The sequence below is a fragment of the Stenotrophomonas sp. SKA14 genome (genome assembly GCF_000158575.1).
In the GTDB taxonomy this organism is placed as follows: domain Bacteria; phylum Pseudomonadota; class Gammaproteobacteria; order Xanthomonadales; family Xanthomonadaceae; genus Stenotrophomonas; species Stenotrophomonas forensis.
In genome coordinates, this window is record NZ_DS999412.1 from 1314138 (window position 1) to 1338185 (window position 24048).

26 protein-coding genes and 1 other RNA gene are annotated in these 24048 nt (G+C 67.7%); 10 read left to right on the forward strand and 17 right to left on the reverse strand.

Annotated features, from left to right (window positions below; genetic code table 11):
• Nucleotides 1–77 precede the first annotated feature (77 nt).
• Entirely contained in the window at nucleotides 78–2075 is a 1998-nt protein-coding gene (locus SSKA14_RS06055; RefSeq protein WP_040007145.1) for a bifunctional DedA family/phosphatase PAP2 family protein, read from the reverse strand.
• A gap of 85 nt (nucleotides 2076–2160) precedes the next feature.
• Here SSKA14_RS06055 and SSKA14_RS06060 point away from each other — a divergent pair, with 85 nt between their 5' ends.
• Together SSKA14_RS06060 and SSKA14_RS06065 are read left to right on the forward strand one after the other, a co-directional pair.
• A complete protein-coding gene (locus SSKA14_RS06060; RefSeq protein ID WP_008265091.1) occupies nucleotides 2161–2823 on the forward strand; it encodes a serine/threonine-protein kinase in 663 nt (220 codons plus the stop codon).
• Nucleotides 2820–3326 (forward strand): DUF2867 domain-containing protein, encoded by a 507-nt coding sequence (locus SSKA14_RS06065; RefSeq protein WP_040007147.1) that lies wholly within the window; start codon nucleotides 2820–2822, stop codon nucleotides 3324–3326. The genes SSKA14_RS06060 and SSKA14_RS06065 overlap by 4 nt, the downstream gene beginning before the upstream one ends.
• A gap of 111 nt (nucleotides 3327–3437) precedes the next feature.
• Here SSKA14_RS06065 and SSKA14_RS06070 read toward each other — a convergent pair whose 3' ends face one another.
• Nucleotides 3438–4121, reverse strand: a complete 684-nt coding sequence (locus SSKA14_RS06070; RefSeq protein WP_008267214.1) for a hypothetical protein — start codon at nucleotides 4119–4121, stop codon at nucleotides 3438–3440.
• Nucleotides 4122–4229: 108 nt separating this feature from the next.
• Between SSKA14_RS06070 and SSKA14_RS06075 the strand changes: the two genes are divergently transcribed.
• The 3 genes from SSKA14_RS06075 to SSKA14_RS06085 all read left to right on the forward strand — a co-directional run bounded on the left by SSKA14_RS06075 (nucleotide 4230) and on the right by SSKA14_RS06085 (nucleotide 7244).
• A complete protein-coding gene (locus tag SSKA14_RS06075; RefSeq protein ID WP_040007149.1) occupies nucleotides 4230–5048 on the forward strand; it encodes an NAD(P)-dependent oxidoreductase in 819 nt (272 codons plus the stop codon).
• A gap of 93 nt (nucleotides 5049–5141) precedes the next feature.
• Entirely contained in the window at nucleotides 5142–6134 is a 993-nt protein-coding gene (locus SSKA14_RS06080; RefSeq protein WP_040007151.1) for a YiiG family protein, read from the forward strand.
• A 177-nt stretch (nucleotides 6135–6311) separates the two neighbouring features.
• On the forward strand, nucleotides 6312–7244 hold the full coding sequence (locus SSKA14_RS06085) for a YiiG family protein (RefSeq protein ID WP_008267926.1): 933 nt from the start codon (nucleotides 6312–6314) through the stop codon (nucleotides 7242–7244).
• A gap of 62 nt (nucleotides 7245–7306) precedes the next feature.
• Here the strand turns inward: SSKA14_RS06085 and SSKA14_RS06090 are convergent, their stop codons facing one another.
• A complete protein-coding gene (locus SSKA14_RS06090) occupies nucleotides 7307–8179 on the reverse strand; it encodes an ion transporter (protein WP_008267646.1) in 873 nt (290 codons plus the stop codon).
• Between the two features lie 63 nt (nucleotides 8180–8242).
• On the opposite strand from SSKA14_RS06090, the gene SSKA14_RS06095 reads away from it, so the two are divergent.
• Nucleotides 8243–9469 carry an acetylornithine transaminase gene (locus SSKA14_RS06095; protein ID WP_008267566.1) on the forward strand — a complete coding sequence of 409 codons (1227 nt, stop codon included), beginning with the start codon at nucleotides 8243–8245 and terminating at the stop codon, nucleotides 9467–9469.
• A 33-nt stretch (nucleotides 9470–9502) separates the two neighbouring features.
• Here the strand turns inward: SSKA14_RS06095 and SSKA14_RS06100 are convergent, their stop codons facing one another.
• Nucleotides 9503–10105, reverse strand: coding sequence for an HAD-IA family hydrolase (locus tag SSKA14_RS06100; protein WP_008267502.1), 603 nt, complete (start codon nucleotides 10103–10105; stop codon nucleotides 9503–9505).
• 122 nt (nucleotides 10106–10227) lie between these two features.
• Here SSKA14_RS06100 and azu point away from each other — a divergent pair, with 122 nt between their 5' ends.
• The gene (azu, locus tag SSKA14_RS06105) at nucleotides 10228–10677 is read left to right on the forward strand and encodes an azurin (protein WP_040007155.1); all 450 of its coding nucleotides are present in this window, start codon (nucleotides 10228–10230) and stop codon (nucleotides 10675–10677) included.
• 168 nt (nucleotides 10678–10845) lie between these two features.
• On the opposite strand, the gene hemL is transcribed toward azu, so the two are convergent.
• Together hemL and thiE are read right to left on the reverse strand one after the other, a co-directional pair.
• Complete coding sequence (hemL, locus tag SSKA14_RS06110) at nucleotides 10846–12135, reverse strand: glutamate-1-semialdehyde 2,1-aminomutase (RefSeq protein WP_008267215.1); 1290 nt, start codon at nucleotides 12133–12135, stop codon at nucleotides 10846–10848.
• Between the two features lie 16 nt (nucleotides 12136–12151).
• Nucleotides 12152–12778, reverse strand: a complete 627-nt coding sequence (gene thiE / locus SSKA14_RS06115) for a thiamine phosphate synthase (RefSeq protein ID WP_008264571.1) — start codon at nucleotides 12776–12778, stop codon at nucleotides 12152–12154.
• 34 nt (nucleotides 12779–12812) lie between these two features.
• Between thiE and SSKA14_RS06120 the strand changes: the two genes are divergently transcribed.
• A complete protein-coding gene (locus SSKA14_RS06120) occupies nucleotides 12813–13037 on the forward strand; it encodes a rubredoxin (RefSeq protein WP_006467103.1) in 225 nt (74 codons plus the stop codon).
• 48 nt (nucleotides 13038–13085) lie between these two features.
• On the opposite strand, the gene SSKA14_RS06125 is transcribed toward SSKA14_RS06120, so the two are convergent.
• The 8 genes from SSKA14_RS06125 to SSKA14_RS06155 all read right to left on the reverse strand — a co-directional run bounded on the left by SSKA14_RS06125 (nucleotide 13086) and on the right by SSKA14_RS06155 (nucleotide 17198).
• Nucleotides 13086–13931 (reverse strand): SirB1 family protein, encoded by an 846-nt coding sequence (locus tag SSKA14_RS06125; protein ID WP_008268113.1) that lies wholly within the window; start codon nucleotides 13929–13931, stop codon nucleotides 13086–13088.
• Between the two features lie 182 nt (nucleotides 13932–14113).
• The gene (locus tag SSKA14_RS06130) at nucleotides 14114–14557 is read right to left on the reverse strand and encodes a DUF192 domain-containing protein (RefSeq protein ID WP_008266483.1); all 444 of its coding nucleotides are present in this window, start codon (nucleotides 14555–14557) and stop codon (nucleotides 14114–14116) included.
• 20 nt (nucleotides 14558–14577) lie between these two features.
• On the reverse strand, nucleotides 14578–15225 hold the full coding sequence (rpiA, locus tag SSKA14_RS06135) for a ribose-5-phosphate isomerase RpiA (RefSeq protein ID WP_008266405.1): 648 nt from the start codon (nucleotides 15223–15225) through the stop codon (nucleotides 14578–14580).
• A 22-nt stretch (nucleotides 15226–15247) separates the two neighbouring features.
• On the reverse strand, nucleotides 15248–15727 hold the full coding sequence (locus SSKA14_RS06140; protein ID WP_008264983.1) for an EVE domain-containing protein: 480 nt from the start codon (nucleotides 15725–15727) through the stop codon (nucleotides 15248–15250).
• Complete coding sequence (locus SSKA14_RS06145; protein WP_008266179.1) at nucleotides 15724–16317, reverse strand: 5-formyltetrahydrofolate cyclo-ligase; 594 nt, start codon at nucleotides 16315–16317, stop codon at nucleotides 15724–15726. The genes SSKA14_RS06140 and SSKA14_RS06145 overlap by 4 nt, the downstream gene beginning before the upstream one ends.
• Before the next feature lie 83 nt (nucleotides 16318–16400).
• Nucleotides 16401–16586, reverse strand: a non-coding RNA gene (ssrS, locus tag SSKA14_RS23290) — 6S RNA.
• 97 nt (nucleotides 16587–16683) lie between these two features.
• Nucleotides 16684–16980: a cell division protein ZapA gene (locus SSKA14_RS06150; protein WP_006467013.1), complete on the reverse strand. Its 297-nt coding sequence runs from the start codon at nucleotides 16978–16980 to the stop codon at nucleotides 16684–16686.
• Nucleotides 16977–17198, reverse strand: coding sequence for a TIGR02449 family protein (locus SSKA14_RS06155; RefSeq protein ID WP_005410898.1), 222 nt, complete (start codon nucleotides 17196–17198; stop codon nucleotides 16977–16979). Before SSKA14_RS06155 ends, SSKA14_RS06150 begins: the two co-directional genes overlap by 4 nt.
• A gap of 151 nt (nucleotides 17199–17349) precedes the next feature.
• Between SSKA14_RS06155 and SSKA14_RS06160 the strand changes: the two genes are divergently transcribed.
• Nucleotides 17350–17898, forward strand: coding sequence for a UPF0149 family protein (locus SSKA14_RS06160; protein ID WP_008265035.1), 549 nt, complete (start codon nucleotides 17350–17352; stop codon nucleotides 17896–17898).
• 5 nt (nucleotides 17899–17903) lie between these two features.
• Complete coding sequence (locus tag SSKA14_RS06165) at nucleotides 17904–19226, forward strand: aminopeptidase P N-terminal domain-containing protein (protein ID WP_087944940.1); 1323 nt, start codon at nucleotides 17904–17906, stop codon at nucleotides 19224–19226.
• 624 nt (nucleotides 19227–19850) lie between these two features.
• Here SSKA14_RS06165 and pepQ read toward each other — a convergent pair.
• The 3 genes from pepQ to SSKA14_RS06180 all read right to left on the reverse strand — a co-directional run bounded on the left by pepQ (nucleotide 19851) and on the right by SSKA14_RS06180 (nucleotide 23911).
• The gene (gene pepQ, locus SSKA14_RS06170) at nucleotides 19851–21182 is read right to left on the reverse strand and encodes a Xaa-Pro dipeptidase (protein WP_008266915.1); all 1332 of its coding nucleotides are present in this window, start codon (nucleotides 21180–21182) and stop codon (nucleotides 19851–19853) included.
• A 75-nt stretch (nucleotides 21183–21257) separates the two neighbouring features.
• Entirely contained in the window at nucleotides 21258–21632 is a 375-nt protein-coding gene (locus tag SSKA14_RS06175; RefSeq protein WP_008265534.1) for a PilZ domain-containing protein, read from the reverse strand.
• Nucleotides 21629–23911 carry a DUF1631 family protein gene (locus SSKA14_RS06180; protein ID WP_008264622.1) on the reverse strand — a complete coding sequence of 761 codons (2283 nt, stop codon included), beginning with the start codon at nucleotides 23909–23911 and terminating at the stop codon, nucleotides 21629–21631. The genes SSKA14_RS06175 and SSKA14_RS06180 overlap by 4 nt, the downstream gene beginning before the upstream one ends.
• Between the last annotated feature and the right edge of the window lie 137 nt (nucleotides 23912–24048).

Here is a 24048-nt window from a genome sequence, read left to right on the forward strand (position 1 = left end):
GTGTGCACCTTGGTGCACACGTTGGGGCTTGCGTGGAATGCCATCCACGCGTGGCGTGGATCGCGCACCGGTACCGGTCAGCGCGCGGTGGTCTTCAACCGCAATACCGGCAACCCGGTCTCGCCGTGCACGTCCTCGCGCTGCGGCAGGCCCTGTACGGCCTCCTTCACCGCGTTCATGGCCGGGTCGACGCCGCGCAGCGGGTGCCACATGCCGATCCATTCGAAGTGGCGCTCGTAGCGCAGGGTCTGTGCGCTGCCCAGCCACAGCGGAACACCGCCCGGCTGCAGCTGGGCCGGGGCCGGCCACAGGCGCAGTACGTAGCGCTCATCCGGCTGCGCACCCTGCCGCACCATCAGCAGCGCTTCCACCCGCGTTTCCAGCGTTGCCGGCAACACCGGCAGTTGGTCGGCGCCGGTGTTCTTGTCCAGCATCAGCAGGGCTTCCTGCCAGCCGGCCTGTTCCTGCCGCTTCCAGCCGCGGGCTTCCAGCTGTGCCTGCAGCGGCGCCAGCGGGCCGGCCACCTGCACGTCCAGCGGCCAGCGCTGGTCATCGTCGAACTCGTTGCGGCGCGCCGGCAGCGTCGACCAGTCGTGCTGCCACCACGCCTGCATGTCCATCGCCTGCGGCGCCGGCAGGGTCGGTTCAAAGCGCTCCAGCTTCACCGGGATGTGGCGCGGCGCGTACCACATCGCCGCCAGGGCGAAGACACCGTAGAACAGCCACGCCACCGGCTTCACCCAGAACGAGCGGTTGAAGCGGCGGCGGTAGGCGATGCCCAGCACCAGCAGCCAGAACGTGCCGAACAGCATGCCGCCGATCACATCGCTCAGCCAGTGTGCGCCCAGGTACAGGCGCGAGAAGCCGATCAGGCTGACCACGATGCCCGACACCAGGTACGGCCAGACGCGGGTGCGGCCCGGCATCTCGCGCGCGATCAGCACCGCGAAGAAGCCGAAGGTGATGGTGGCCATGGTCACCGACACCGACGGGAAGCCGAAGCCACTGCTGGCATCGACCGGGCGCACCACATCCACGGTGGCGCCGAGCAGCATGGTCAGCGCCAGGCCGAAGGCCAGTGCGGCCAGCCAGTGCGCAGCGGCCATCCAGCGTCGGCGCCAGATCAGGTAGCCCATCGCCGCCGCGGTGGCCGGCAGCAGTACCTGCCAGGCCCCCAGCGACGCCAGTGCCGCCATCGGGTAGTCGGCCAGCGGGTTGCGCAGCGCCAGCATGGCCTGGTGCACCAGCAGGTCGATCGCCAGCGGTTCGCCATGCGCGACCACCACGGTCAGCAGCGCGAACCAGCCCCAGCCAAGCACCAGCAGCATCAGCGCCAGCATCGCCAGCGGCACCGATTCACGGCGTTTCGGGTCGAGCACGCCGACGGTATAGCGGCCCAGCGTCGGGTGGCGGTTGGACCAGTCCAGCAGGCGCGCCAGCCAGTTGTCCATGCGTGCGGCCGACCAGCGGTAGCCGTACAGCACGATGGCCCAGACCAGGCCGAGGATCACCATCAGCAGGCCGACCACCACCACCAGGCGCCCGGCCACGGCGGCCACCGCGTCGTACGCTTCGCCCAGAACCCAGCCCGGGGCCAGGAACAGCACGGCCCAGGAAATGCTGGCGATGCCGCTGGCCTGCATGTAGCGGCTGGCCGGCATCTTCATCATGCCGGCGATGGCCGGCACGAATGGGCGGATCGCGCCGACGTAGCGTGCGATCAGGATGCTCTTGAACGCATTGCGGCGGAACAGGTTCTCGCCGCGATCGAGCAGCTGCGGATACCGGCTGAACGGCCAGACGCCGCGCAGGCGGTCGCCCCAGCGACGGCCGATCCAGTAGCTGATGCCATCACCAGCGAACGCACCCAGTGCCGCCGCCGCCACCGCGTACGGCCCGGAGATCTGGCCCAGGCCGATGAACACGCCCACCGCGAACAGCAGCGGCAGGGCCGGCACGATGGCGCCGAGAATGATGACCGCATCGCAGAAGGCGATGAGGAAGATAACGGCACCCGCCAGCACGGGGTGAGCGGCAATCCACGCGAGGGTGGCGTCGATCCATGAAGAGTCCATTGCCCGATTATAGGGGCGTGAAGGTGACTGGTTCCCAGCCGCTTCGTGACCGTTTGCAACCGGCGCCATCGCCTAGAATGGGCCCATGCCGCATTCGCCAGACTCGCCATCGCGCGCCCTCAAGGCCGACAGCTTCGGCCGCATCCTCCTTGTGAAAGGCCCCGATGGCCCGTTCGTGCGCCGCGATCTGGGCGCCACGCCGCTGTGGCTGCGGCTGCCTGCGTGGTGGCTGGCACGCCGCGAAGCCCGCGCGCTGCAGCACATCCATGGCATGCCTGACGTACCGCAGCTGCTGGCCTGGGATGGCCAGCACCTCGACCGCAGCTTCATGGCCGGTGATGCGATGTACCAGCGTCCACCCCGCGGCGACGTGGCCTGGTTCCATTCGGCGCGACGGCTGCTGCAGCACCTGCATCGGCGCGGCGTGGCCCACAACGATCTGGCCAAGGAAGCCAACTGGCTGGTCACGGAGGATGGCCGTCCAGCGCTGATCGACTTCCAGCTGGCGGTGATCGGCGATCCGCGTTCGCGCTGGATGCGCCTGCTGGCCCGCGAGGATCTGCGCCACCTGCTCAAGCACAAGCGCATGTACTGCCGCGAGTCGCTCACCCCGGTGGAAAAGCGTGTGCTCAAGCGTACTTCGTGGGTGCGCGAGCTGTGGTTCGCCACTGGCAAGCCGGTCTACCGCTTCGTCACCCGGCGCATCCTGCACTGGGAAGACAACGAGGGGCAGGGGCCGAAGCCGTGAGGGCACCGCAGGTGGTGACCGCCGCGCCGAGTGCGAGCAACGTGCTGCGCGCGCAGATGGCCGGTGCCGACTTTGTACATGCCTGCCAGGCCAGCACACACCGCGAGCGTCGAACTGCGTTGCAGGCCTACCGTGACTTGGCGGCGAGCATTCCCGGCTGGTTCGACGGGCTGATGGCACTGCGCAACCGCGGCATGCGCCTGCTCGGCATGAAGGACCTGGGTTCGCTGCGCGCAGTGCAGGACATCGAGCAGCCGCGTCCGGGGCAGCGGCTCGGCATCTTCACCCTGCAGTCGCTGGATGCCGATGCCATCGTGCTGGAAGACAACGACCGCCACCTGCGCGTGCAGCTGGCCCTGCAGTGGCAGGACGATGTGCTGGAAGTGGCGACGGTAGTGCACACCCACAACGCGTTCGGGCGCCTGTACATGCTGCCGGTGGCCCCGGTGCACCGGCTGATCGTGCCGCACTTGCTGCAGAAGCAGGTCCGCGCCTATGGGTAGGTCCACGCAAAGCGTGGATTCGCCGAGGCCGTTGTAGAGTCGAGCTCGCTCGACTGAAATGCCTGAATCAGTCGAGCAAGCTCGACTCTACGAAGATGAGTGCCGGTGACCTTACGGTGCCGCCGGCACCACCTGTTGACCGATGAAGTTGCGCTTGGCGTCGAAGTCGTAGGCCATCTGCAGCTGGCCCACATCCGGGCAGGCGTGGCAGTCGCGCAGCGGCGTGCGGTACAGCAGGCGGATGCCGCCGTTCTCCAGCGGCGTCGCTCCCGCCGACTGCGCGGGTGCGAACGGCGTCGCCTGCGGGTTGGCCTTCAGCAGTTCCTGCACCGTCGGATCCGCGCGCAGGGTGTCGTCCAGCTGCACGGCATCCACATCGATGCGCTTGCCGCTGGCGTCGACCAGGCGGGTGCCTTCGTTGGTATTGGCGCGGAACGGGTACTCCACCGTGGCCACGCCCAGCCCGTCACTCTCATGCCAGGCGGTCACGTAGGCCAGTTCGCCGCCGGTGGACAACTGTTCGGCGGCGGTGATCGCATCGGCGCTGGCGCCACCGGCGTGCATCGCATCGCGCAGGCAGTCGCGCGTGGCCGCATTCTCGCCCTGGCGGCAGGCGTTCAGGTCGCCATCCCAGACCACCGCCTCACTCCAGCGCATCCTGCCATCCGCAGCGGCCTTGGCTGCGCTGGGCGCGTCACCGGCGGGCGGCTCCTTGCCGGGTTCCGGCGAACGGCCCTGGCAGGCGGTCAGCAGGGCGAGCCCCAGGGCAGGCAGCAGCAGGCGGGAACGGCGCATGGCGTGGACCTCGTGCGTTGTCTGGAGGCCCGAGTATCGTCAAGGCCGGGTGAACTCCGCGTCGGCGCGGCATACTAGCGGCTCATTGCATACGCTGGAGTGTGGAACGTGGGCAGTCTGCAGGGCAAAACGCTTTTCATCACCGGAGCCTCGCGTGGCATCGGCCTGGCCATCGCGTTGCGCGCCGCGCGTGACGGTGCCAACGTAGCGATCGCCGCCAAGTCGTCGGTGCCGAACCCGAAGCTGCCGGGCACCATCCACAGCGCGGCCGAGGCGGTTACGGCGGCCGGTGGCCAGGGCCTGGCCCTGAAGTGCGACATCCGCGAGGAAGAGCAGGTGCAGGCGGCCGTCGCCGCCACCGTCGACACCTTCGGCGGCATCGACATCCTGGTCAACAACGCCAGCGCAATCTGGCTGCGCGGTACGCTGGATACGCCGATGAAGCGCTTCGACCTGATGCAGCAGGTCAACGCGCGCGGCAGCTTCCTGTGCGCACAGGCCTGCCTACCTTACCTGCTGCAGGCGCCGAATCCGCACATCCTGACCCTGGCACCGCCGCCCAGCCTGGAGCCGAAGTGGTGGGGCCCGCACACCGGCTATACGCTGGCGAAGATGGGCATGAGCTTCGTCACCCTCGGCCTGGCCGCGGAGTTCGGTCCGCAGGGCGTGGCGGTCAATGCGCTGTGGCCGCGCACGGTGATTGCCACCGATGCGATCAACATGATTCCGGGCGTGGATGCCGCCGGCTGCCGCACGCCGCAGATCATGGCCGACGCCGCGCACGCCGTGCTGGTGCGCGAAGCGGCCGGCTTCCACGGCCGCTTCCTGATCGATGATGAGGTGCTGGCACAGGCCGGTGTCACCGATCTGTCGGGCTATGCAGTGGATGCGTCGCGGCCATTGCTGCCGGACCTGTTCCTGGATTGAGCTTGAGCCGCTGGATGGGGCCGAAGGCTGCGACCCTCGGCCTGCTGCGCTAGAATGCGCGGCTGTAACCGTTTTCAACAAGGAAGTGAACGCATGTCACGCACTCTTTCCCTCGCGGCGCTGGCCGCGTCGCTGTCATTGATGCTGAGCGCCTGCGGTGACAAGGCGCCGGCAACCGCGGGTGACGCTGGCCCTTCAGGCAAGCCGGAGGCCAGCACCGCGACCTCCGACGCACAGCAGCAGTTGACCGCAAAACTCAACGCCTACATCGGCTGCTTCAACGCGCTTGATTCGAAAACACACGGCAGCATCGAGTCCTACACGCGCTGGATCAAGGACGTCGACGCCGGCCCGAGCGGGCGCGAGACGCAGGTGTACGGGCCGTTCGAGATCAGCGACTACGACATGAAGCAGTGCGACGCGCCGGTGACCGAAGCGATCGCTGCCAAGCCGGCCCTGGCCGATCTTGATACCGCTGCCGGCCGGTATCAGCAGGCGCTGAAGGCACTGGTGCCGCTCAGCAAGGACGCGCACGACTACTACGATCGCCAAGACTACGAAGACGATCAGTTTGCCAAGGGCAAGCAGATGCATGCGCCTTTGATGGCCGCCTTCAAGGACTTCGTGGTTGCCAGCGAAACGTTCAACACCGCACTGGAGCGCCACAACGACGCTGCCCAGCGCGAGCAGCTCAAAGCACTGGAACAGGCCGAGGGGCGCACGCGCGAGTACTACCGCCTGGCGATGATGCTGGAAGCGAAGGCGATCGTGGAGCTGATGACCGATGACGGCTTTGATCAGGCCGCGGCCCGCGAACATCTGGATGCCTTCAACCGCATTTCCGATGAAGCGCACGCCAAGGTTGCCGACCAGCAGCCGGGCAAGACGGACTGGGAAGGCTTCGAGCGTGGAGCCGAGAATTTCCGCCGCGAAGGCAAGGAGCGGCTGCAGCGTGTCAGCGAGAACAAGCCCTACACCGATTTCGAACGGCGCATGCTTGATTCGCCCTCGATGGCGCCGCGCGGCTCTGCCAGCAAGCTGATGCAGGAATACAACACGCTCGTTTTCCAGAGCAACCGCCAGTAACCGAGGCGTTCATCGCGTCATTTTGTCGTAATCGAACATGTCGATTGCGGCGCGACCCAGGACGGGGCTCCGAAGGGCGGCCTCTTCCGGCGCTGCCGGGACGGGCGTGGGCGCGATGAACCACGATGACTGCAGTTTTTACTTGTGCAAGGAACTGATTTGAACGCATCCACACGCATGCTCCCGTTGCTTCTGCTTGGCTCGCTGGCAGGCCTGACCGGCTGCAACAAGCCGGCGGGGCTGGCCGTGGCCGACCCGGGGCTGGTAAAGGTCAATGCCTACATCGAGTGCTACAACGGCGTCGAACAGCCCGTTCACGAAGGCTTCCAGACCTACACCGGCTGGATGAAGGATCCCGAGGCCGGCCCGACCGGCAAGGAAGCGCAACCGCGCTCGCCCGGCAAGGTGCTGTCGCACCGGATCGAGTATTGCGGCCAGCCGATGACCGACGCACTGGCGAAGACCCCGGCACTGCCGATGGATGGCCCCGCGCGCGACTATCAGCAGGCGTTCCAGGCCCTGAATGCCCTGACCGAGCGCGCCGATGGCTACTTCACCCGCGAAGACTATCGTCGTGATGGCGGCGAAGGCATGCGCGCGCAGCATGCGCCGCTGATGCAGGCCTATGCCGCCTTCTTCAAGGCCAGCGAAGCGATGGATGTGGCGCTGGAGAAGAACGAAAACGAGCGCCGCGCCGCGGAGCTGAAGCGGATCGAGGAAAGCGAGGGTCGCTCGCTGGCCTACTACCACCTGCGCATCCTCGGTGATGGCAAGCAGCTGGCCATGGCGTTCCAGGGGGACGCGCCGGACCTGGCGGTAGTGCGCAAGCAGCTGGCCGAGTATCAGGCGCTGGTGACCGAAGTGCAGAACGGCGGTGTCGGCAAGGACAACCCGATGTGGGGCCATGTGCAGCGCTCGGCCGACAAGCTGGTGCGTACCGCAGGCCGCGGCGTCGAGCGCCTGGAACAGGGCAAGCCGATCAGCGCCGAAGCGCTGGCGGCCGAGCGCAAGGCCTCGGGCAGCTGGCTCACCACCGATCCTGAAGGCGCGCAGTCGACGATCCTGGACGCGTACAACGATCTGGTGACCACCAGCAATCGCATGCGTTGAGGAGGATCCACGCATGGCGTGGATCTACCGAGGGTAGTGCCGGCCGCTGGCCGGCATGTGCCTCAATGGCTGAACGCATCCGGCAGTTCACCGCCGCACCTGCGGCAGTGGCGGGCGTCCGGCTCGTGGCCCTCCAGCCCGCAGTGCGGGCAGCCGCGGGCATCGCGGCGTGCGGCCAGCTCGGCCTCGCGCATGGTGCTGGCCAGTTCGGCGGTATAGATGCCGGTGGGCACGGCGATGATGCTGTAGCCGATCAGGATCAGCACCGAGGTGACGAAGCGGCCGAGTACGGTCTGCGGCACGATGTCGCCGAAGCCGACCGTGGCCATGGTCACCACCGCCCAGTACATGCTGGCCGGAATATTGCTGAAGCCATGTTCCGGCCCTTCGATCACGTACATCAGCGCTCCGGCGATGATGGTGATGGTGATCACCGTGAACAGGAACACCAGCACCTTGCGCCGGCTGCGCCACAGCGACGTCATCAGGACGCCGCTTTCCTCGATGTAGCGGGTCAGCTTGAGGATGCGGAACACGCGCAGGATGCGCAGCGCGCGCACCACCAGCAGGCTCTGCGCGCCGGGAATGAACAACGACAGGTAGGCGGGCAGGATCGACAGCAGGTCGATGATGCCCCAGATGCTTACCGCGTAACGCAGCGGGCGCTTGACCACCGCCAGGCGAAGCAGGTACTCGGCGGTGAAGATGATCGTGAACGCCCATTCCAGGATGTACAGGCCGGTGGACCATTCGGCATGCAGGTGCTGCACGCTGTCGATCATCACCACCAGGATGCTGGCGATGATCGCCACCACCAGGATCAGGTCGAAATTGCGCGAAGGCCGCGAGTCGTGGCGGTAGATGATGTCGAACCACCGACGGCGCCAGCCGGTCTCGGTGGCGGGGTTCAGCTGGGGGGCGGAAAACGGTCGCATGGGCGCATTGTGCCGCAGGGGTTCCGGCGCGAGAATGGGGATTCCTGAACCCTGCCGACTGCCATGACCGCCGCGACCGACCCGCTGATCTCCCTTTCGCACTACTACCTGCCGGTCTACAAGCCCCGCCAGGTGGTACTGGAGCGAGGCCAGGGCGCCCGCGTGTGGGACAGCCAGGGCCGTGAGTTCATCGACCTGGCCGCCGGCATCGCCGTGTGTGGCCTGGGCCACAACGATCCGGACCTGGTGGCCGCGCTGGTCGAGCAGGCCGGCAAGCTCTGGCACACCAGCAACGTGTTCTACAGCGCGCCGCCGCTGCACCTGGCCGAAGAGCTGGTCAAGGCCAGCCGTTTCGCCGAGCGCGTGTTCCTGTGCAATTCCGGCGCCGAAGCCAACGAAGTGGCGATCAAGATGGTCCGCAAGTGGGCCTCCAGCCAGGGCCGCCCGGCCGACAAGCGGGTGATCATCACCTTCCGTGGCAGCTTCCACGGCCGCACCCTGGGCGCGGTGACCGCCACTGCCCAGCCGAAGTACCAGGAAGGCTACGAGCCGCTGCCCGGCGGCTTCCGCTACATCGATTTCAACGATGAAGTGCAGCTTGAAACCGCAATGGCCGCCGGTGACGTGGCGGCGGTGATGCTGGAGCCGATCCAGGGCGAGGGCGGCGTGATGCCGGCCAAGTCCGGTTTCCTCAAGCGCGTGCGCGAACTGTGCGACCAGCACAACGCGCTGCTGGTGCTGGACGAGATCCAGGCCGGCATGGGCCGCACCGGCACGCTGTTCGCACACTGGCAGGACGATGTGGTGCCGGACATGGTCACCCTGGCCAAGGCGCTCGGCGGTGGCTTCCCGATCGGCGCGATGCTGGCTGGCCCGAAGGTGGCCGAGACCATGCAGTTCGGCGCGCACGGCACCACGTTTGGTGGCAATCCGCTGGCCGCAGCGGTCGCCCGCGTGGCCCTGCGCAAGCTTGCCTCGGCGGAGATCGCCGCCAACGTCAGCCGCCAGTCGAAGGCGCTGCGCGATGGCTTTGCGCGTATCAACGACGAGTTCGGCGTGTTCAGCGATGTGCGCGGTCGTGGCCTGATGCTGGGCGCGGTGCTGAGCAAGGACTTCGCCGGCCAGGCCGGTGCGATCCTCGACCATGCCGCCGAGCAGGGCCTGCTGACCCTGCAGGCCGGCCCGGACGTGCTGCGCTTCGTGCCGTCGCTGAACATCACCGACGAAGAAGTGGCCGAAGGCCTGAAACGCCTGCGCGCAGCGATTGCCGCGTTCATCGCCACGCGCTGATCCTTGGCGGTAGAGCCGGGCCGATGCCCGGCTCTACAGGATTGCGTAGCGCTTCAACACCTTCCCCAACCCGCGCCCGTCGCGTACCGTTTCGGCATGCAGGCCGGCCGCGCGCGCGCCACGCACGTTGGCGAAAAGATCATCGAGGAACAAGGTGTGCGCAGGCGCAACCTGCAGTGCCTCGAGCACGCGCTGGAACACCGTCGGCTGCGGTTTGCGCAGGCCGAAATCGGCACTGCAGAACACGCGGTCCTGCAGCGCCGGGAACAGGTCCGGCAGCAGGGCGGGCAATGCCTGCACCATCAGCGCGCCGTTGTTGGTCAGTACCGCCATGGGTAGTTGCAGGGTCTGCAGCCGCTGCAGCACGGCCACCTGCGGATGGCTGGCGGCCTGCCGTGCAGCCACCCAGGTGGCCATATCGACCGTCCTGCCCAGAAGCCCGCCCAGCTGCGCCAGATAGGTTGGGCCATCCAGTGCACCACGGTCATGCGCAGCTTCCAGCCCGCTGTCGTACAGCGCGGCCTGCACGGCCTGCGGGGAAACGTCCAGCGCTTGCGCCAGGTGCAGCACGCGCTGCGCGCGCTGGTACTGCACCAGCACGCCGTCCACATCCAGCAGCAACAGATCGATCCGCATTGGCCGAGCATGCCATTGCCATGGATGCGCGCAAACCCTGGAGCGTGCATGCGACAGACGGTCGCAGACGGGAGCACATGGGCCTGCCTAGAATGGCGTTTGAATCCGCAGGAGATGCAGCGATGAAGGCTTGGACGGTGGCGATTGGACTGGGTGCGCTGATGCTGGCGCCGTCGGCAATGGCGCGGGTGTGTGCGGTGAGCATCGACAGCACCGACCAGATGAGTTTCAGCAGCCGCGAGATCAAGGTTGCCGCCGACTGCAGTGCGGTGGACCTGACCCTGCGCCACACCGGCAAGCTGGCCGCTACCGCGATGGGCCACAACTGGGTGCTGACCCGCACGGCCGACTACCAGCCGGTGGCGATGGCGGGCATGCGCATGACCCTGGCCGACAGTTACCTGCCGAAGGCCGACAAGCGCGTGCTGGCCCACACCAAGGTCATTGGAGGTGGCGAGACCACGCGCGTGCGCTTCTCCACCCAGGGCCTGCAGAAGGGCGGCGACTACACCTTCTTCTGCTCGTTCCCCGGCCACTTCGCGATGATGAAGGGCAAGCTCGTCTTCGGTTGAGCGCAGTCACGCATGGCGTGGCTCTACTGGTAGATCCACGCCATGCATGGATGGGCCACGGCGGTAGATCCACGCCATGCGTGGATGGACCACGGCAGTAGATCCACGCCATGCGTGGATGCCGTACACGGCAGTGCCAACCAAGGTTGGCACCTACCGGGGCAGCACTCAGCCCTTGGCGGCCTTGAATGCCACGCGTGCAGCGGCGAGGGTGGCCTCGATCACGGCATCGTCATGGGCGCTGGACAGGAAACCGGCTTCGTACGCCGACGGTGCCAGGAACACGCCCTGTTCCAGCATCGCGTGGAAGAAACGGTTGAACGCCGGGATGTCGCAGGCGGTGGCCTGCGCATAGGTCTCTACCTTTTCGCTGGTGAAGAACAGCCCGAACATCGCGCCGACGCGGGTGGTGGTTACGGCCACGCCTGCTTCGGCTGCCGCCGCTTCCAGGCCGGCACACAGGCGCGCGGTGCGCTCGGCGAGGTCGGCATGGAAACCCGGCTGCTGGACAAGTTCCAGCATCGCCAGGCCGGCGGCCATCGCCACCGGATTGCCGCTGAGCGTGCCAGCCTGGTAGATCGGGCCGGCCGGGGCGATCTGCTGCATCAGCTCGCGTCGACCGCCATAGGCACCGACCGGCATGCCGCCGCCGATGATCTTGCCGAAGGTGGTCAGGTCCGGAGTGATGCCGTAGTGCGTCTGCGCACCGCCAAGGGCAACCCGGAAACCGGTCATCACTTCGTCGAAGATCAGCAGCGCGCCATGCTTCGTGCACAGTTCGCGCAGGTGCTGCAGATAACCGTCGCGCGGCGGAATGCAGTTGGCGTTGCCGACCACCGGTTCGATGATCAGGCCGGCGATGTCGTTACCCTGTTGTTCGAGCAGCGCCGTGGCCGCGTCGAAGTCGTTGTAGGGCAGGGTCAGGGTCAGCTCGCTCAGCCCGGCCGGTACGCCCGGCGAGGTCGGCACGCCCAGGGTCAGCATGCCGCTGCCGGCCTTGACCAGGAACGAGTCGCCGTGGCCGTGGTAGCAGCCTTCGAACTTCACGATGCGGTTGCGGCCGGTGGCGCCGCGCGCCAGGCGGATCGCCGACAGCGTCGCCTCGGTGCCGGAGTTGACCATGCGCACCATCTCGCACGACGGCACCAGGCGGGTGATGGTCTCGGCCATGGTCACTTCGGCCGCGCACGGCGCGCCGAAGGAGAGGCCGTTGTCGATGGCCTTCTTCACCGCCTGGCGCACCGCCGGGTGGTTGTGACCGACGATCATCGGGCCCCAGGAACCGACGTAGTCGATGTAGCGGTTGCCGTCGACGTCGTACAGGTAGGCGCCGTCGGCGCGCTCGACGAAGAACGGCTCGCCGCCGACCGACTTGAACGCGCGCACCGGCGAATTGACGCCGCCCGGCAGCAGCTGCTGGGCGCGGGAGAACAGGGCGTGGGACTGGTCGTGGTTCATGGGGCTTTCCTGGGTGTTACGCGAACTGGGCGAGGAGGGCGTGCTGGGTTGCGACCGGGTCTTCGGCGGCGAACACGCTGCTGACCACGGCGACCAGATCGGCGCCGGCGTCGATGATGGGACCGACATTGTCCGGGGTCAGCCCGCCGATCGCCACCCGCGGCACGCCCAGTGCGGCGCTTTGCCGCAGCAGGTCGGGGTGGGCGCGGCTGGTGGTGATCTTGGTGGTGGTGGGGAAGAAGGCGCCAAAGGCCACATAGCTGGCACCGGCGGCCACGGCCTTTTCTGCATTGGCCAGCTGGTCGTAGCAGGAGGCGCCGATGATGGCCTCGGCCCCCAGCAGGGCACGCGCGCTGGGGATGTCGCCGTCGGTGCCGCCCAGATGCACGCCGGCCGCGCCGACCGCCTTGGCCAGCAGCGGGTCGTCATTGATGATGAGCGGTACGCCATGGGCAGCGCACAGGCCCTGCAGGGCCCTGGCCTGCTCCAGCCGCAAGGCATCGCTGGCGGTCTTGTTGCGGTACTGCAGCCAGGTGGCACCGGCGGCCAGCAGCGGCGCGGTGCGCACCAGCAGGCGTGCGGTATCGGGTTCATCCGGGGTGATCAGGTAGACGCCGCGGGGCGCCGGGGAAGCTGAAGTCATCGATGGCTACCGGTGAGTGGACCGCGATGGGACAATGGCGGCCCGTGAATCCAGCCCTGATTATCCGATGAGCGATGCCACCCCCACCACCTTGCGTACCTGGATGTGCGTGGTCTGCGGCTTCCTGTACAGCGAAGCGGACGGCTTGCCGGAGGAGGGCATCGCGCCGGGCACGCGCTGGGAGGACATTCCCGAGACCTGGACCTGCCCGGACTGCGGGGTGACCAAGGCCGATTTCGAGATGGTCGAGGTCGATTGACCAGACCCTCCGGTGGGTGCGGACCGTTGGTCCGCACACCTGACAGAATCAATGCAGCCGCGGCATCGGCCCGCCGAGGTCGATCAGCTTCTCGCGCAGCCACTGCGCATCGCTGGCCTCCGGGTTGCGCTTCAGGTACTGGCCCAGGTCATGACGGGCACCTGCCAGGTACTCCAGCTGCAGGTAGGCCAGGCCGCGGTCGCGCAGGGCGTCGTTCTGTTCCGGGGCCAGCTTGAGCAGGCGATCGGCGCTGCGTGCAGCGCGGTCCCACTCGCCGGCTTCGGCATAGACGCCGTGCAGGTTGCGCAGCATGCGCATCAGGATCGCGCGCGCCGGCGCCGGGTCGAGGATCTGCGCCAGCACCTGGTCGTCGGGCATCTGCCCGCCCAGGTGTGACTTGGCCCGCTCGCGCAGTTCGTCCACGTCCAGTGGCCGGCCGCCGTTGAACGGGTCCATCACCAGCACGCCGTCATCCACCGGCAGGCGCACCAGGAAGTGGCCGGGGAAGGACACGCCATCAAGGGGAATACCCAGCCGGCGCGAGACTTCCATCTGCACCAGGGCCAGCGAGATCGGATTGCCCAGGCGGCGCTCGAACACCTGGTTGAGGTAGCTGTTGCGTGGGTCGTAGTACTCGTCGTGGTCGCCGCTGTAGCCCAGCTCGTCGAACAGGTGGCGGTTGATCGCCGCCATCTTCAATGGGCTGTTGTCGATGGCCTCCACTTCCGAGCGGAGGTGGTCGACATGGCTCTGGATCAGCGCGTCGTAGGTGGACGGCTGCAGATCGGGGTATTCATCGCGCGCGATCAGCAGCGCGGTCGGCAACAGTGGCAGCGCCTCGTCTTCGAGGTCGGCCAGTGCATCCCAGTCGGGGAGTGTGATCCGGTCCTGCATGGTCACAGACTGGCGTCATTCGCAGGCGGTTTCAAGCGGTGCCGCGTGAAAAAGCCATGGCCTGGGCCGATGGGCCTCCGGTGGGTGTGGACCTTGGTCCACACCACAGCCTGCCCGTGCACGGCAAGCCAGTGCCGACCAAGGTCGGCACCCACCGGTCCTGCTCAACGCAGGGCGAAGATCTACTCGATGCCCGGGCCGAAGGTCAGCGCGGTACCGTCCTTCAGCTTCAGCTTCTCGGCCTGGCCGGCATTGAGTTCCAGCACGTAGCGCGCCGGGCCGCCGCTGGGGTAGGGCGGGCACATGTCGCCGGCCGAGCACGGCGGCACGTCGCGCTGCTGGCTGACCAGTTTGCGTTCGTTGTCGAAGTACAGGATGTCCAGCGCGATCTTGGTGTTCTTCATCCAGTACGCCTGCATCTCTTCGCGGTCGTGGACGAACAGCATGCCGTGGTCGGCCGCCATCTGGTCGCGGAACATCAGCCCGCGTGCGCGGGTTTCATCATTGGTAGCCAGCTCGACCTGGTAGCGGGCGCCGTCCAGCTCGACCCAGTGGCGGGCCGCGTCGGTGGCGCAGCCGGCCAGGGCCAGCAGCGGAAGCATCAGCAGCGAACGCAACAGCGACATCGTCAGGATCCTTGGAAGGGTCAGAGCACGACCGGCGGCTCGCCGCCGACGATCACCACGTCGGCGCGACGGCGCGCGAACAGGCCCACGCAGACTACGCCCGGCAGCTGGTTGAGCTCGCGCTCCAGCTTTTCCGGATCGGTGATCTGCAGATTGTGGATATCCAGGATCTGGTTGCCGTTGTCGGTGACCACGCCTTCGCGCCAGGTCGGCTGGCCGCCGGTCATGTCGCGGATCTGGCGGGCGACCAGGCTGCGTGCCATCGGGATCACCTCCACCGGCAGCGGGAACGCACCCAGTACGGGCACCTGCTTGCTCGGGTCGACGATGCAGATGAAACGCTCGCTGGCCTCGGCGATGATCTTCTCGCGGGTCAGCGCGGCACCGCCGCCCTTGATCAGGCACTTGTTCGGGTCGCACTCGTCGGCGCCGTCCACGTACAGCGACAGGTTGCCGCTGTGGTTCAGCTCGATCACCTCGATGCCGTGCTGCTTCAGGCGCGCGGTGCTCTGCTCGGAGCTGGACACTGCGCCCTTGATGCGGTGCTGGATGCGGGCCAGGGCATCGATGAAATAGGCCACGGTGGACCCGGTGCCGACACCGACAATCATGCCGTCTTCGACGTATTCGATGGCTTTCTCGGCGGCCAGGCGCTTGGCTTCGGACATGGGAGAACTCTCAGGCAGGGAATCAGGATTTCTTTTCCAGCGACAGCAGCAGCTTCCACTGCGCGGCGGTCACCGGGAACACCGACAGGCGGTTGCCCTTGGCAACCAGCGGGAAGCCTTCGCCGAGTTCGTCGGCGTGCAGCTTGATCTCGTCCAGCGCGATCACCTGCTTGAGCTTGCGGTCGAAGGCCACGTCCACCAGCATCCAGCGCGGGTTCTCGCGCGTGCTCTTGGGGTCGTGGTAGTCGGATGCCGGGTCGAACTGGGTGTCGTCCGGATAGGCCGCGCTGGCCACCGTGGCCAGGCCGACGATGCCCGGCACCTTGGTATTGGAGTGATAGAACAGAATGCCGTCGCCGACCTGCATGCCATCGCGCATGAAATTGCGCGCCTGGTAATTGCGCACCCCGTTCCAGGGTTCGACCTTGACCTTGGCCAGGTCATCGATGGAGAAGGCGTCCGGTTCGGACTTCATCAGCCAGTAGCGCTTGCGGGCGGTCATGCGTTCACGGGGGCAGCGGAGGGGAACAGGGTGCCGCCTTCGGTGCAGATCGCATCCACCGGCACGTCCCACGACGCCACCGGCAAGGACTCGACCTGCTGCACCGCGAACGCCGCACCGACCAGCCAGGGCGGCGCCGGCCGGTCGTGGCGGAAGGCGAAGCTGCGATCATACCAGCCGCCTCCCATGCCCAGCCGCCGGCACTGCGTGTCGAAGCCCACCAGCGGGGCCACCACCAGCGCCATCTGCGCCGGTTCCAGGGTGTCCTGCAGTGCGATGTCCGGCTCGGGAATGCCGTAACGATTGCTGGTCAGTGGCTGCCCGGGCCGCCATGGCGCGAAGCGCAACACGTCGCCGGCCAGCACCGGCAGGCAGTAGGTCAGGCCGTCGGGCAGTTGCAGCTGCCAGCGGTGCAGGGCGATTTCGCCGTCCAGCGCCCAGTAGCCGGCCACGGCGCCTTCGCGCGGGGCGAACGGCAGTGCCAACAGGGCATCGGCAAGCGATTCGGCGGCGGCGATGCGCTCAGCGGCGGAAAGGTCGCGGCGGCGTTGCCGCAGGTCGTGGCGCAGGGCCTGGCGCGGGTCGGTCATGGCAGCGTGCGGCAAGGAACAGCCGTCATTGTGCCGCAAAGAACAAGGGCGACGCCCGAAGACGCCGCCCTTGCTGGAATATTGCATTCTCCGCAATGTCGATGCATGCGAAACGACCTTGAACCCGGGGGCTCAAGTGGGAACGCTGGAGAACCATCGGGCTTCCCGCTACAAGGCGGACCTGCACTCCCGGCGCTGTCGCGCTCCCGGTGTCGTTCTTAAGGGACAAGGCGAATGTTTGCACATGCCGTCGAGTACCGCAGAGAACGCGTGGCCATTATAGCCAGCGCGCAGGATCTGGATAGGCCGTTCGTCGGCAACAGTCCGTGCCAATTCAGATACGAGAAGACGCGTTGTGCGCGTTCTTCAGGCGCCGCCGTCGATCGCGCGGTCCAGGCGCCGGTTCAGGTCGGCCAGCGTCTGCTGCAGCGCCACCGCCTGGCGGGCGTTCTCGTCGCGCAGCAGTTGCAGTTCATGGGCCAGGTTCAACGCGGCCAGTACCGCCACGCGGTCCACGGCGGCCATGCGGTTGCTGCCGCGGATCTCGCGCATGCGGGCATCGAGCAGGCGCGCGGCGGCCATCAGGCTGTCGCGTTCATCGCCACCGACGCCCACGGTGTATTCACGATCGAGGATGCGGACACTGACCGGTTCGGCGCTCATGTGTGCTGCTCCAGGGATTTGAGCCGGCTGATCATTGCTTCCACCCGCGAGCGTGCCTGCTCGTTCTTGGCCAGTAGCGTGGAACGCTCGGCCACCAGCTGTTCCTGCTGGTGGCGCAGGCTGCGGTTCTCCTCGGCCAGGCGCTGGTTGCGTTCAAGCAGCGCCTCCACGCGGGCGGCGAAGTCCTGCAGCTGGGCAAGGGGATCGGCGGGTTCCATGCGGGCACGATAGGCAAGCCGGGCAAGGGCGGTCAAGCGTTGTCGCAGCAAGGCTGGACGGCCACGGGGAGGACGCCGCCGGATTGCTACACTACGGGGTCTCACGGGCGCGCCGGCGCGCCCCGGGTTTCCTTTCCGAACGAGCCGCACGATGACTGAACTTCCCTCCGTCGACGACGTTAACCGCGCCAGCCAGGAACTGGGCCTGGGCGCCACCGCTGCCGAGCTGCACGGCGCACTGTGCGGCTGGCTGGCCGCCGGCGGCGCCCCCGGCAACGACTGGCCGGCGCGCGTGCTGGCCGACGACAACCTGCCGCCGGTGGCCGCCGACAGCGTGCTGGGCCAGCTGCTGCAGGTCACCATCAAGCAACTGGAAGACCGCGACTTCGCCTTCGAGCTGTTGCTGACCGACAGCGATGACGTGGCCGCGCAGGCCGATGCCATGTTCAGCTGGACCCGCTCGTTCCTGGGCGGTTTCGGCCTGGGCAGCGGCGGCCGTCGCCCGACCCTGTCCGAAGAGGGCGAAGAGGCGCTGACCGACATGGCCAGCCTGGCCCGTGCCTCCAGCGAGGATTTCGAGGCCGGTGGCGATGATGACGACGACGCCCTGTCGGAGATCGAGGAATTCATCCGCGTGGCGGTGCTGCTGCTGCACGGCGACGTGGTGCTGGCCTCGCGCCATCGGCAGCGCCTGAACTGATGGATATCAAGCAGCGCACCGGCATCGCGGCCGGCGAATACAAGCGTCGCCGCCGCCAGCTGATGGACATGGCCGGCGAGGACGCGATCCTGGTGCTGCCGGCTGCGGCGGAGAAGGTGCGCAGCCTCGATACCCATTATCCGTTCCGGCAGGATTCGGATTTCCAGTACCTGAGTGGCTTCCCGGAGCCGGAAGCGGTGCTGGTGCTGATTCCCGGCCGTCGCCATGGCGAGGCCATCCTGTTCTGCCGCGAGCGTGATGCCGAGCGCGAGGCCTGGGACGGCAGCCGTGCCGGCCAGGAAGGCGCGGTGGCGCAGTTCGGCATGGACGATGCCTACCCGATCGACGATCTGGACGACATCCTGCCGGGCCTGCTGGAAGGGCGTTCGCGCGTCTACTACCACTTCGGCCGCGATGCGGATTTCGACCTGAAGCTGATCGGCTGGGTCAACCGCGTGCGCTCGCAGGTGCGTCACGGCGCACAGCCGCCACATGAGTTACTGGAGCTGGGCCACCTGCTGCACGAACAGCGCCTGTTCAAGTCCGGTGCCGAAGTGGCGCTGATGCAGCATGCCGCGCAGATCAGCGTGCGCGCCCACCTGGCGGCGATGAAGGCGGCCAAGGCGGGGATCCACGAGTACGAACTGCAGGCCGAGCTGGAACGTGTGTTCCGCGCCAATGATGCCGTACCGGCCTACTGCAGCATCGTCGGTGCAGGCCGCAATGGCTGCATCCTGCACTACCGCGACAACAACGCGCGGTCGCGTGATGGCGAGCTGGTGCTGATCGATGCCGGTGCCGAGTACCGCGGCTACGCCAGCGACATCACCCGCACCTTCCCGGTGAACGGCCGCTTCAGTGCCGAGCAGCGCGCGCTGCATGACCTGGTCGGTGAGGCACAGGCCGCGGCACTGGCGCAGGCGAAGCCGGGCGTGCCGTACGAGAGCGGCCACCTGGCGGCGGTGCAGACCCTGACCGAGGGCCTGCTGCGGTTGGGCCTGTTGAAGGGCACGCTGGAAAAGAACCTGTCCGAAGGCCTGTACCAGCGCTTCTACCGGCACAAGACCGGGCACTGGATCGGGCTGGATGTGCACGACGTGGGCGATTACCGCCTGGCCGGTGATTCGCGCCTGCTGGAGCCGGGCATGGCGTTCACCATCGAGCCGGGGTTGTACATCGGCGTGGATGACACGACGGTGGAGCCACGCTGGCGCGGTATCGGCATCCGTACCGAGGATGATGTGCTGATCACCGATGATGGCCATCGCGTGTTGACCGAAGGCCTGGCGCGCAGCGCCGACGAGATTGAAGCGGTGATGGCGGGGTAAGGGGCTTTTCTGCAGGGCTTGCAGCCCTGCACCTGCTCAATGCAACGGCAACGGCCAAAGCAAGAGCGGCATTCCGTGGGATGGCGGGGCGGTGTGGGTGGTCAGGACACGCCGTAAACCCCCCTCCGGGGTCCGGCCCAGCCGCTGGCGGCTGGGCGTTCGGGCGCTTGCGAAGCAGTGCTTCGCAAGCAAAGCGCCCTCACCCATGGGGGCTCGATGGCGCCATCCATGGCGCCAACGGTCCTGTCCACCCACACCGCCCCGCCTCTGACAGATCCCTGCGATCTGTCGGTGGGTGCAGACCGTTGGTCGGCACATCTGTCAGATATCGAATGAATCATCCACGCATGGCGTGGATCTACTGGCCACTGCGGCTGTTGGTGGGTGTCGACCTTGGTCGACACGGAGCGAGCGCAGCAAGCGACCCGCTTCTGCTTTTCTTTTTTCTTTTCCGTGGTTGGACGCGGCAGGAAACTGTCAGAGGTGGGGCGGGGTGGGGTCGCGGGGGTGTCCGCGGCATGGATGCCGCGGCCAAGCCCCCATGGATGGGTTCACGGCGTCCCCCGCGCCCCCACCCCGCCCCGCCAGGCGCGGCTTTTGATCCAGCATCCAACCACGAGGGGCTCAGCCGTTGGCCGCAGCAAACACCGGCCGCGTCAGGTTGTCCGCTTCGCCCTCGGTGCACAGCACTTCGTCCTCGATGCGGATGCCGCCATACGGACGGAAGAAGTCCACGCGGTCCCAGTTGATCGCATCGCCATGGCCGGCGTCCTTCACTTCGTTCAACAGCATGTCAATGAAGTACAGGCCCGGTTCGATGGTCACCACCATGCCCGGTTCCAGCACGCGGGTCAGGCGCAGGTAGGGATGCCCCGCCGGACGCTCGACGCGGCCGCCTTCGTCGCTGGCCGCGAAACCGGCCACGTCGTGCACCTGCAGGCCGATCAGGTGGCCAATGCCGTGCGGGAAGAATGCGGCGCTGACGCCGGTCTCCACGGCGGTCTGCGGCGACACCTTGATGACGTCGAAGTCCTTCAGTACGCCCATCAGCGAGAGATGCGCGTCCACGTGCAGCTGCTTGTAGTCGAAGCCGGCGCGCACCGCCGCACACATCTTCTGCTGGGCGGCATCGACGGCGGCGATCATCGCGGCGAACTCGTCGTGGCCGTGCGCGGCGTAAGTGCGGGTGATGTCGCTGGCGTAGCCGTGCGCGCTGGCGCCGGCATCGATCAGGAAGCTGCGCAGCGGCTGCGGCGCCTTGCGGCCCAGCTCGGTGTAATGCAGCACGGCCGCATGTTCGTTCAAGGCCACGATGTTGCCGTACGGCAGCTCGTTGGCATCCTGGCCCACGGCTTGGCAGTAGGCCATGTGGATGCTGAATTCGTCGGCGCCATTGCGGAATGCGGCCTCGGCGGCACGATGGCCACGCACGCCCAGCACCTGCGCCTGGCGCATCAACGCGATTTCATACGGCGTCTTGTAGGCGCGGTGCCATTCCAGGTAGTTCACCACCGGCGCCGGGTTGTTCGGCACGAATGCGCCCAGCGCGCTCTGCGGCTCGCCGAGGATCGCGCAGCGCGACGGGTCGGCCGGCAGCAGGGCCAGCGCCTCTTCCGGCTTGCGGATGATGTGGATGTCGAAGTGCTCCACCCACCAGCCGCTCGGTGCATCCGGCACCACGTGCCAGTAATCGAAGGGCTGGTGGAAGATCACCGCCGGGCGCTTGCCGGGCGTGAACACGATCCAGCTGTTCGGCACGCGGGTGAGCGGCAGCCAGGCCTTGAACTGCGGATTCACCGCATACGGGTAGTCGCGGTCGTCGAACACCTGGTAGTGCAGGGTGCCGCTGGGCACCACCAGGTGATCGAAGCCGCCGCGGGCCAGCGCCTGTTCGGCGCGCCGGCACAGCACGGCCAGGTGGTCGGAATACAGGGCGCCGGGGTCTTGCTGGATCATTGCGGTGGCTCGACACGGAAAACGGCCCTAGATTCTGCCGCATGCCGCGAAAAACCGCTGTGCCGGAACCGGCACTCAGGCCGTCGAAACCGGTCCCTCGTCGCTGTCTTCGCCCACCCACTGGCGCAGCAGCTGCCGATGTTCGCGTGACAGGGTGAGGAAGCGGAAGCCGGTCCAGCTCTGTCCCGGCACGTGCGCCGGTTCGCTCCACAGCAGGTGCACGCCCACGTCGATGGCTTCCTGGTGGCCATCGGCCATCGGCAGCGGGAATCGCAGCTGGTACAGCGCATCCTCGCGCAACGGCACGCTGGCCAGCATCAGCATGCCGGTTTCGGAGACGTTGCCGAGGCGGCCCACCACGCTGTCGCGCATCTGGTCGGTGACCGGCACCAGGTCCGCGACCTGGCGGCGCGGTGCGCGACGGGTGTCCTGTGGCGGCTGGGTGTTCATGCAGGGGTTTTCCGGCTGTTGCCTGCGGCCAGCGCACGCAGCGCATCGAGGCTGGCCTGCCAGGCACGATCGACCAGGCGGCCCTTGTCTTCGGTGACCAGCTGCGCGCGGCCGGCGCTGAGCTGGCGGGCGAGGGTGTCCAGGTCGGTATCGGCGATCTTCTGTCCGCGTGGATTGACCATCAGCGCGTGGCCGGTCAGCAGGCTGTACCACGACAGGCGCTGGCGGCGCAGCGTGCCATCGCCGGTGTCGATGTCGAACCAGCTGCCGAACGGCAGGGTGGACAGCTGCTGGTAGGCGGCTTCTTCGGCACTGCTGCGTGGCTCGGCGGGCGCGCCTGCGCTGGACGTGCCGGCATGTTCGCCCAGTCGCGCGCGTGCTTTCAGGCGTGCGCTGAGTTCGGTACGCGATGTGCTTTCGTCCTCGCCGCCGGGCGTGGCCAGGCGACGCGCGACGGCGGCGGCCTCCTCGGCGTGGTAGCCAACCTGCACCAGCGCCGCTTCCACCTCGGTGGCCAGCGCAGCGTCGGTGCCATCGGCAGCGTCCGCGGCCTGGGCGGTCACCGCCGCGATGCGCTGGGTCTGCTGCAGGCGCTCCTGCCACTGCGGTGAATCGTCACCATGGCGCAGGCGGGTCAATGTCAGGGCGTCGGCCCACGCCTGGCGCAGCAGGGTCTGCACGAAGCGCGGCGGCGCCTGCGTATCACAGCACTGGTCGATCTGTGCGCTGGCCTGGCGTCGTGCCAGGTCCAGGCGTTCCTTGCCGCGCGCGGCCTCGACGTGGCGGCGCTCGGCCAGCTCGGCGCGATGGGCGGCCGCGCGCTGGTGCTGCTGCACGTCTTCATTGGCGGCAGCGAAGGCCTCGGGCGTGCGCGCATCCTGGCCGAGCAGCCCCTGCACGCTCTGCGCCATGCGCTGCAGCAGCTGGGGGTCGACGTCATCATCGCCGAGCCAGTGGGCGCCGGCTTCGGCGATCTGGTTGAGCAGTTCGCGGGCGGGGTGCTCGTCACGCACGAAGAAGCCTGGGTCGGCCATGGCCGCGCGCGCCAGCGGCACCTGCAGGCGCGCCAGCAGCGCGGCCGGTACCGGGTCGGGACGTTGCTGCTGCTGTACCTGCTGCATCAGCAGGCGCAGCAGGTCGAGATTGTCGCGGTCGTGGCTGCCCAGCTGGGCCTGCGCGCCGTGTTCGCTGCGCAGCTGGGCGACCACCGCGGTCTGCAGGTCGGCAAGGCCGGTGGCGGCGCTGGACTGGGCCTGCAGGCGCGCGAGCACCGCATCCACGGCGGCGCTGGGTACCGCAGCGGACGGCGCGGGCGCGGTGCTGGCGTGCCGGGCCTGCTGCAGCAGGTCGTGCAGCGCACTGCCGGTGGAGGTGGTCAGCCCAGGCACGGCGGTGTCGCGGCCACCGGCGTCGCTGACCGCCTCCTGCACCAGGTTCGACCACGAGCCTGACGGTGCCGACCCGTTCCAGCCGGTCAGCGGCGCTGCCGGGGCACGCTTGGCCGGCTGCGTCGCGCGGCCACCGCCGACGGAGTGGGTGATGATGCGTCGCGTGCTCGACGAACGGGCCAGGTAAGGCGTGTAGACCAGGCCGGGCAGAACGCCGTTCTGGGCCAGCAGCGCGTTGGCGCGGTCGAGCACATCGCCCAGCCGTTCCAGTACCTGGCGCTCGAAGCTGCGATACAGCGCCAGCTGTACGTCGGCGCCGAGGGTGTCCTGCTCCGCGAGCCGGCGCACCATCGCGCACAATGCCTGCGGTGCCAGCGGCAGCGCGTCGGCCTCGAATGCCGGCGCCGCAGCCAGTACACCCAGCCGCTGCCCGAGCAGGTTCAGGGTATTGGTCGAGCGCAGGGTTTCGCGCCGGATCATCTCGGTCAGCAGCAGGTCGCGGTCGACGTCATGCTCGGCCACCAGCGACAGCCCCAGCATGCCCGGCAGCGGCGGCGGGGTGGCCCCGGCGGGGGTTGCAGCCGCAGGCTCGCGCAGGCGCGCCAGGGCCTCGGCAACGGCATCCAGCATCCGGTCGGGGAAATGACCGGCAAAGGCATGCAGCTGGCCGCGCTGGGCCATCAATTCGGCTTGTTGCAGCGGATTGCGCGCACGATCGGCGTCGTGCAGCAGGGTCTGTTCCAGCGCTTCGACGGTCAGGATCAGCGGCGCGGCCAGGGTCTGCCGGCACAGGCCGATCAACGCGCCCAGCAGTTCGCGCACCCGCGGCGGCAGGTCGGCCGCGGCCAGGCGGGCCTTGTCGGCAGGGGTGGGGGAAAAAACAGCTGACATCGGCGAGCGGTACCCGGATTCCCTCGGATCGATCTGGTGAATCTACCGTGTCGGCCGATGTCGGCGCTACTTTAGGGTGAATGTGAAATGCATCTGCCGGGCATGGCCCCGATGCGCGGTAGTGCCGGCCGCTGGCC

What these genes read in the sequence shown, in the direction of transcription:
- SSKA14_RS06055 (WP_040007145.1), bottom strand. Translation starts at nt 2,075, where the DNA reads ATGGACTCTTCATGGATCGACGCCACCCTCGCGTGGATTGCCGCTCAC.
- SSKA14_RS06060 (WP_008265091.1), top strand. Translation starts at nt 2,161, where the DNA reads ATGCCGCATTCGCCAGACTCGCCATCGCGCGCCCTCAAGGCCGACAGC.
- SSKA14_RS06070 (WP_008267214.1), bottom strand. Translation starts at nt 4,121, where the DNA reads ATGCGCCGTTCCCGCCTGCTGCTGCCTGCCCTGGGGCTCGCCCTGCTG.
- SSKA14_RS06080 (WP_040007151.1), top strand. Translation starts at nt 5,142, where the DNA reads ATGTCACGCACTCTTTCCCTCGCGGCGCTGGCCGCGTCGCTGTCATTG.
- SSKA14_RS06085 (WP_008267926.1), top strand. Translation starts at nt 6,312, where the DNA reads ATGCTCCCGTTGCTTCTGCTTGGCTCGCTGGCAGGCCTGACCGGCTGC.
- SSKA14_RS06090 (WP_008267646.1), bottom strand. Translation starts at nt 8,179, where the DNA reads ATGCGACCGTTTTCCGCCCCCCAGCTGAACCCCGCCACCGAGACCGGC.
- SSKA14_RS06095 (WP_008267566.1), top strand. Translation starts at nt 8,243, where the DNA reads ATGACCGCCGCGACCGACCCGCTGATCTCCCTTTCGCACTACTACCTG.
- SSKA14_RS06100 (WP_008267502.1), bottom strand. Translation starts at nt 10,105, where the DNA reads ATGCGGATCGATCTGTTGCTGCTGGATGTGGACGGCGTGCTGGTGCAG.
- azu (WP_040007155.1), top strand. Translation starts at nt 10,228, where the DNA reads ATGAAGGCTTGGACGGTGGCGATTGGACTGGGTGCGCTGATGCTGGCG.
- hemL (WP_008267215.1), bottom strand. Translation starts at nt 12,135, where the DNA reads ATGAACCACGACCAGTCCCACGCCCTGTTCTCCCGCGCCCAGCAGCTG.
- thiE (WP_008264571.1), bottom strand. Translation starts at nt 12,778, where the DNA reads ATGACTTCAGCTTCCCCGGCGCCCCGCGGCGTCTACCTGATCACCCCG.
- SSKA14_RS06120 (WP_006467103.1), top strand. Translation starts at nt 12,813, where the DNA reads ATGGCGGCCCGTGAATCCAGCCCTGATTATCCGATGAGCGATGCCACC.
- SSKA14_RS06125 (WP_008268113.1), bottom strand. Translation starts at nt 13,931, where the DNA reads ATGCAGGACCGGATCACACTCCCCGACTGGGATGCACTGGCCGACCTC.
- SSKA14_RS06130 (WP_008266483.1), bottom strand. Translation starts at nt 14,557, where the DNA reads ATGTCGCTGTTGCGTTCGCTGCTGATGCTTCCGCTGCTGGCCCTGGCC.
- rpiA (WP_008266405.1), bottom strand. Translation starts at nt 15,225, where the DNA reads ATGTCCGAAGCCAAGCGCCTGGCCGCCGAGAAAGCCATCGAATACGTC.
- SSKA14_RS06140 (WP_008264983.1), bottom strand. Translation starts at nt 15,727, where the DNA reads ATGACCGCCCGCAAGCGCTACTGGCTGATGAAGTCCGAACCGGACGCC.
- SSKA14_RS06145 (WP_008266179.1), bottom strand. Translation starts at nt 16,317, where the DNA reads ATGACCGACCCGCGCCAGGCCCTGCGCCACGACCTGCGGCAACGCCGC.
- SSKA14_RS06150 (WP_006467013.1), bottom strand. Translation starts at nt 16,980, where the DNA reads ATGAGCGCCGAACCGGTCAGTGTCCGCATCCTCGATCGTGAATACACC.
- SSKA14_RS06155 (WP_005410898.1), bottom strand. Translation starts at nt 17,198, where the DNA reads ATGGAACCCGCCGATCCCCTTGCCCAGCTGCAGGACTTCGCCGCCCGC.
- SSKA14_RS06160 (WP_008265035.1), top strand. Translation starts at nt 17,350, where the DNA reads ATGACTGAACTTCCCTCCGTCGACGACGTTAACCGCGCCAGCCAGGAA.
- pepQ (WP_008266915.1), bottom strand. Translation starts at nt 21,182, where the DNA reads ATGATCCAGCAAGACCCCGGCGCCCTGTATTCCGACCACCTGGCCGTG.
- SSKA14_RS06175 (WP_008265534.1), bottom strand. Translation starts at nt 21,632, where the DNA reads ATGAACACCCAGCCGCCACAGGACACCCGTCGCGCACCGCGCCGCCAG.
- SSKA14_RS06180 (WP_008264622.1), bottom strand. Translation starts at nt 23,911, where the DNA reads ATGTCAGCTGTTTTTTCCCCCACCCCTGCCGACAAGGCCCGCCTGGCC.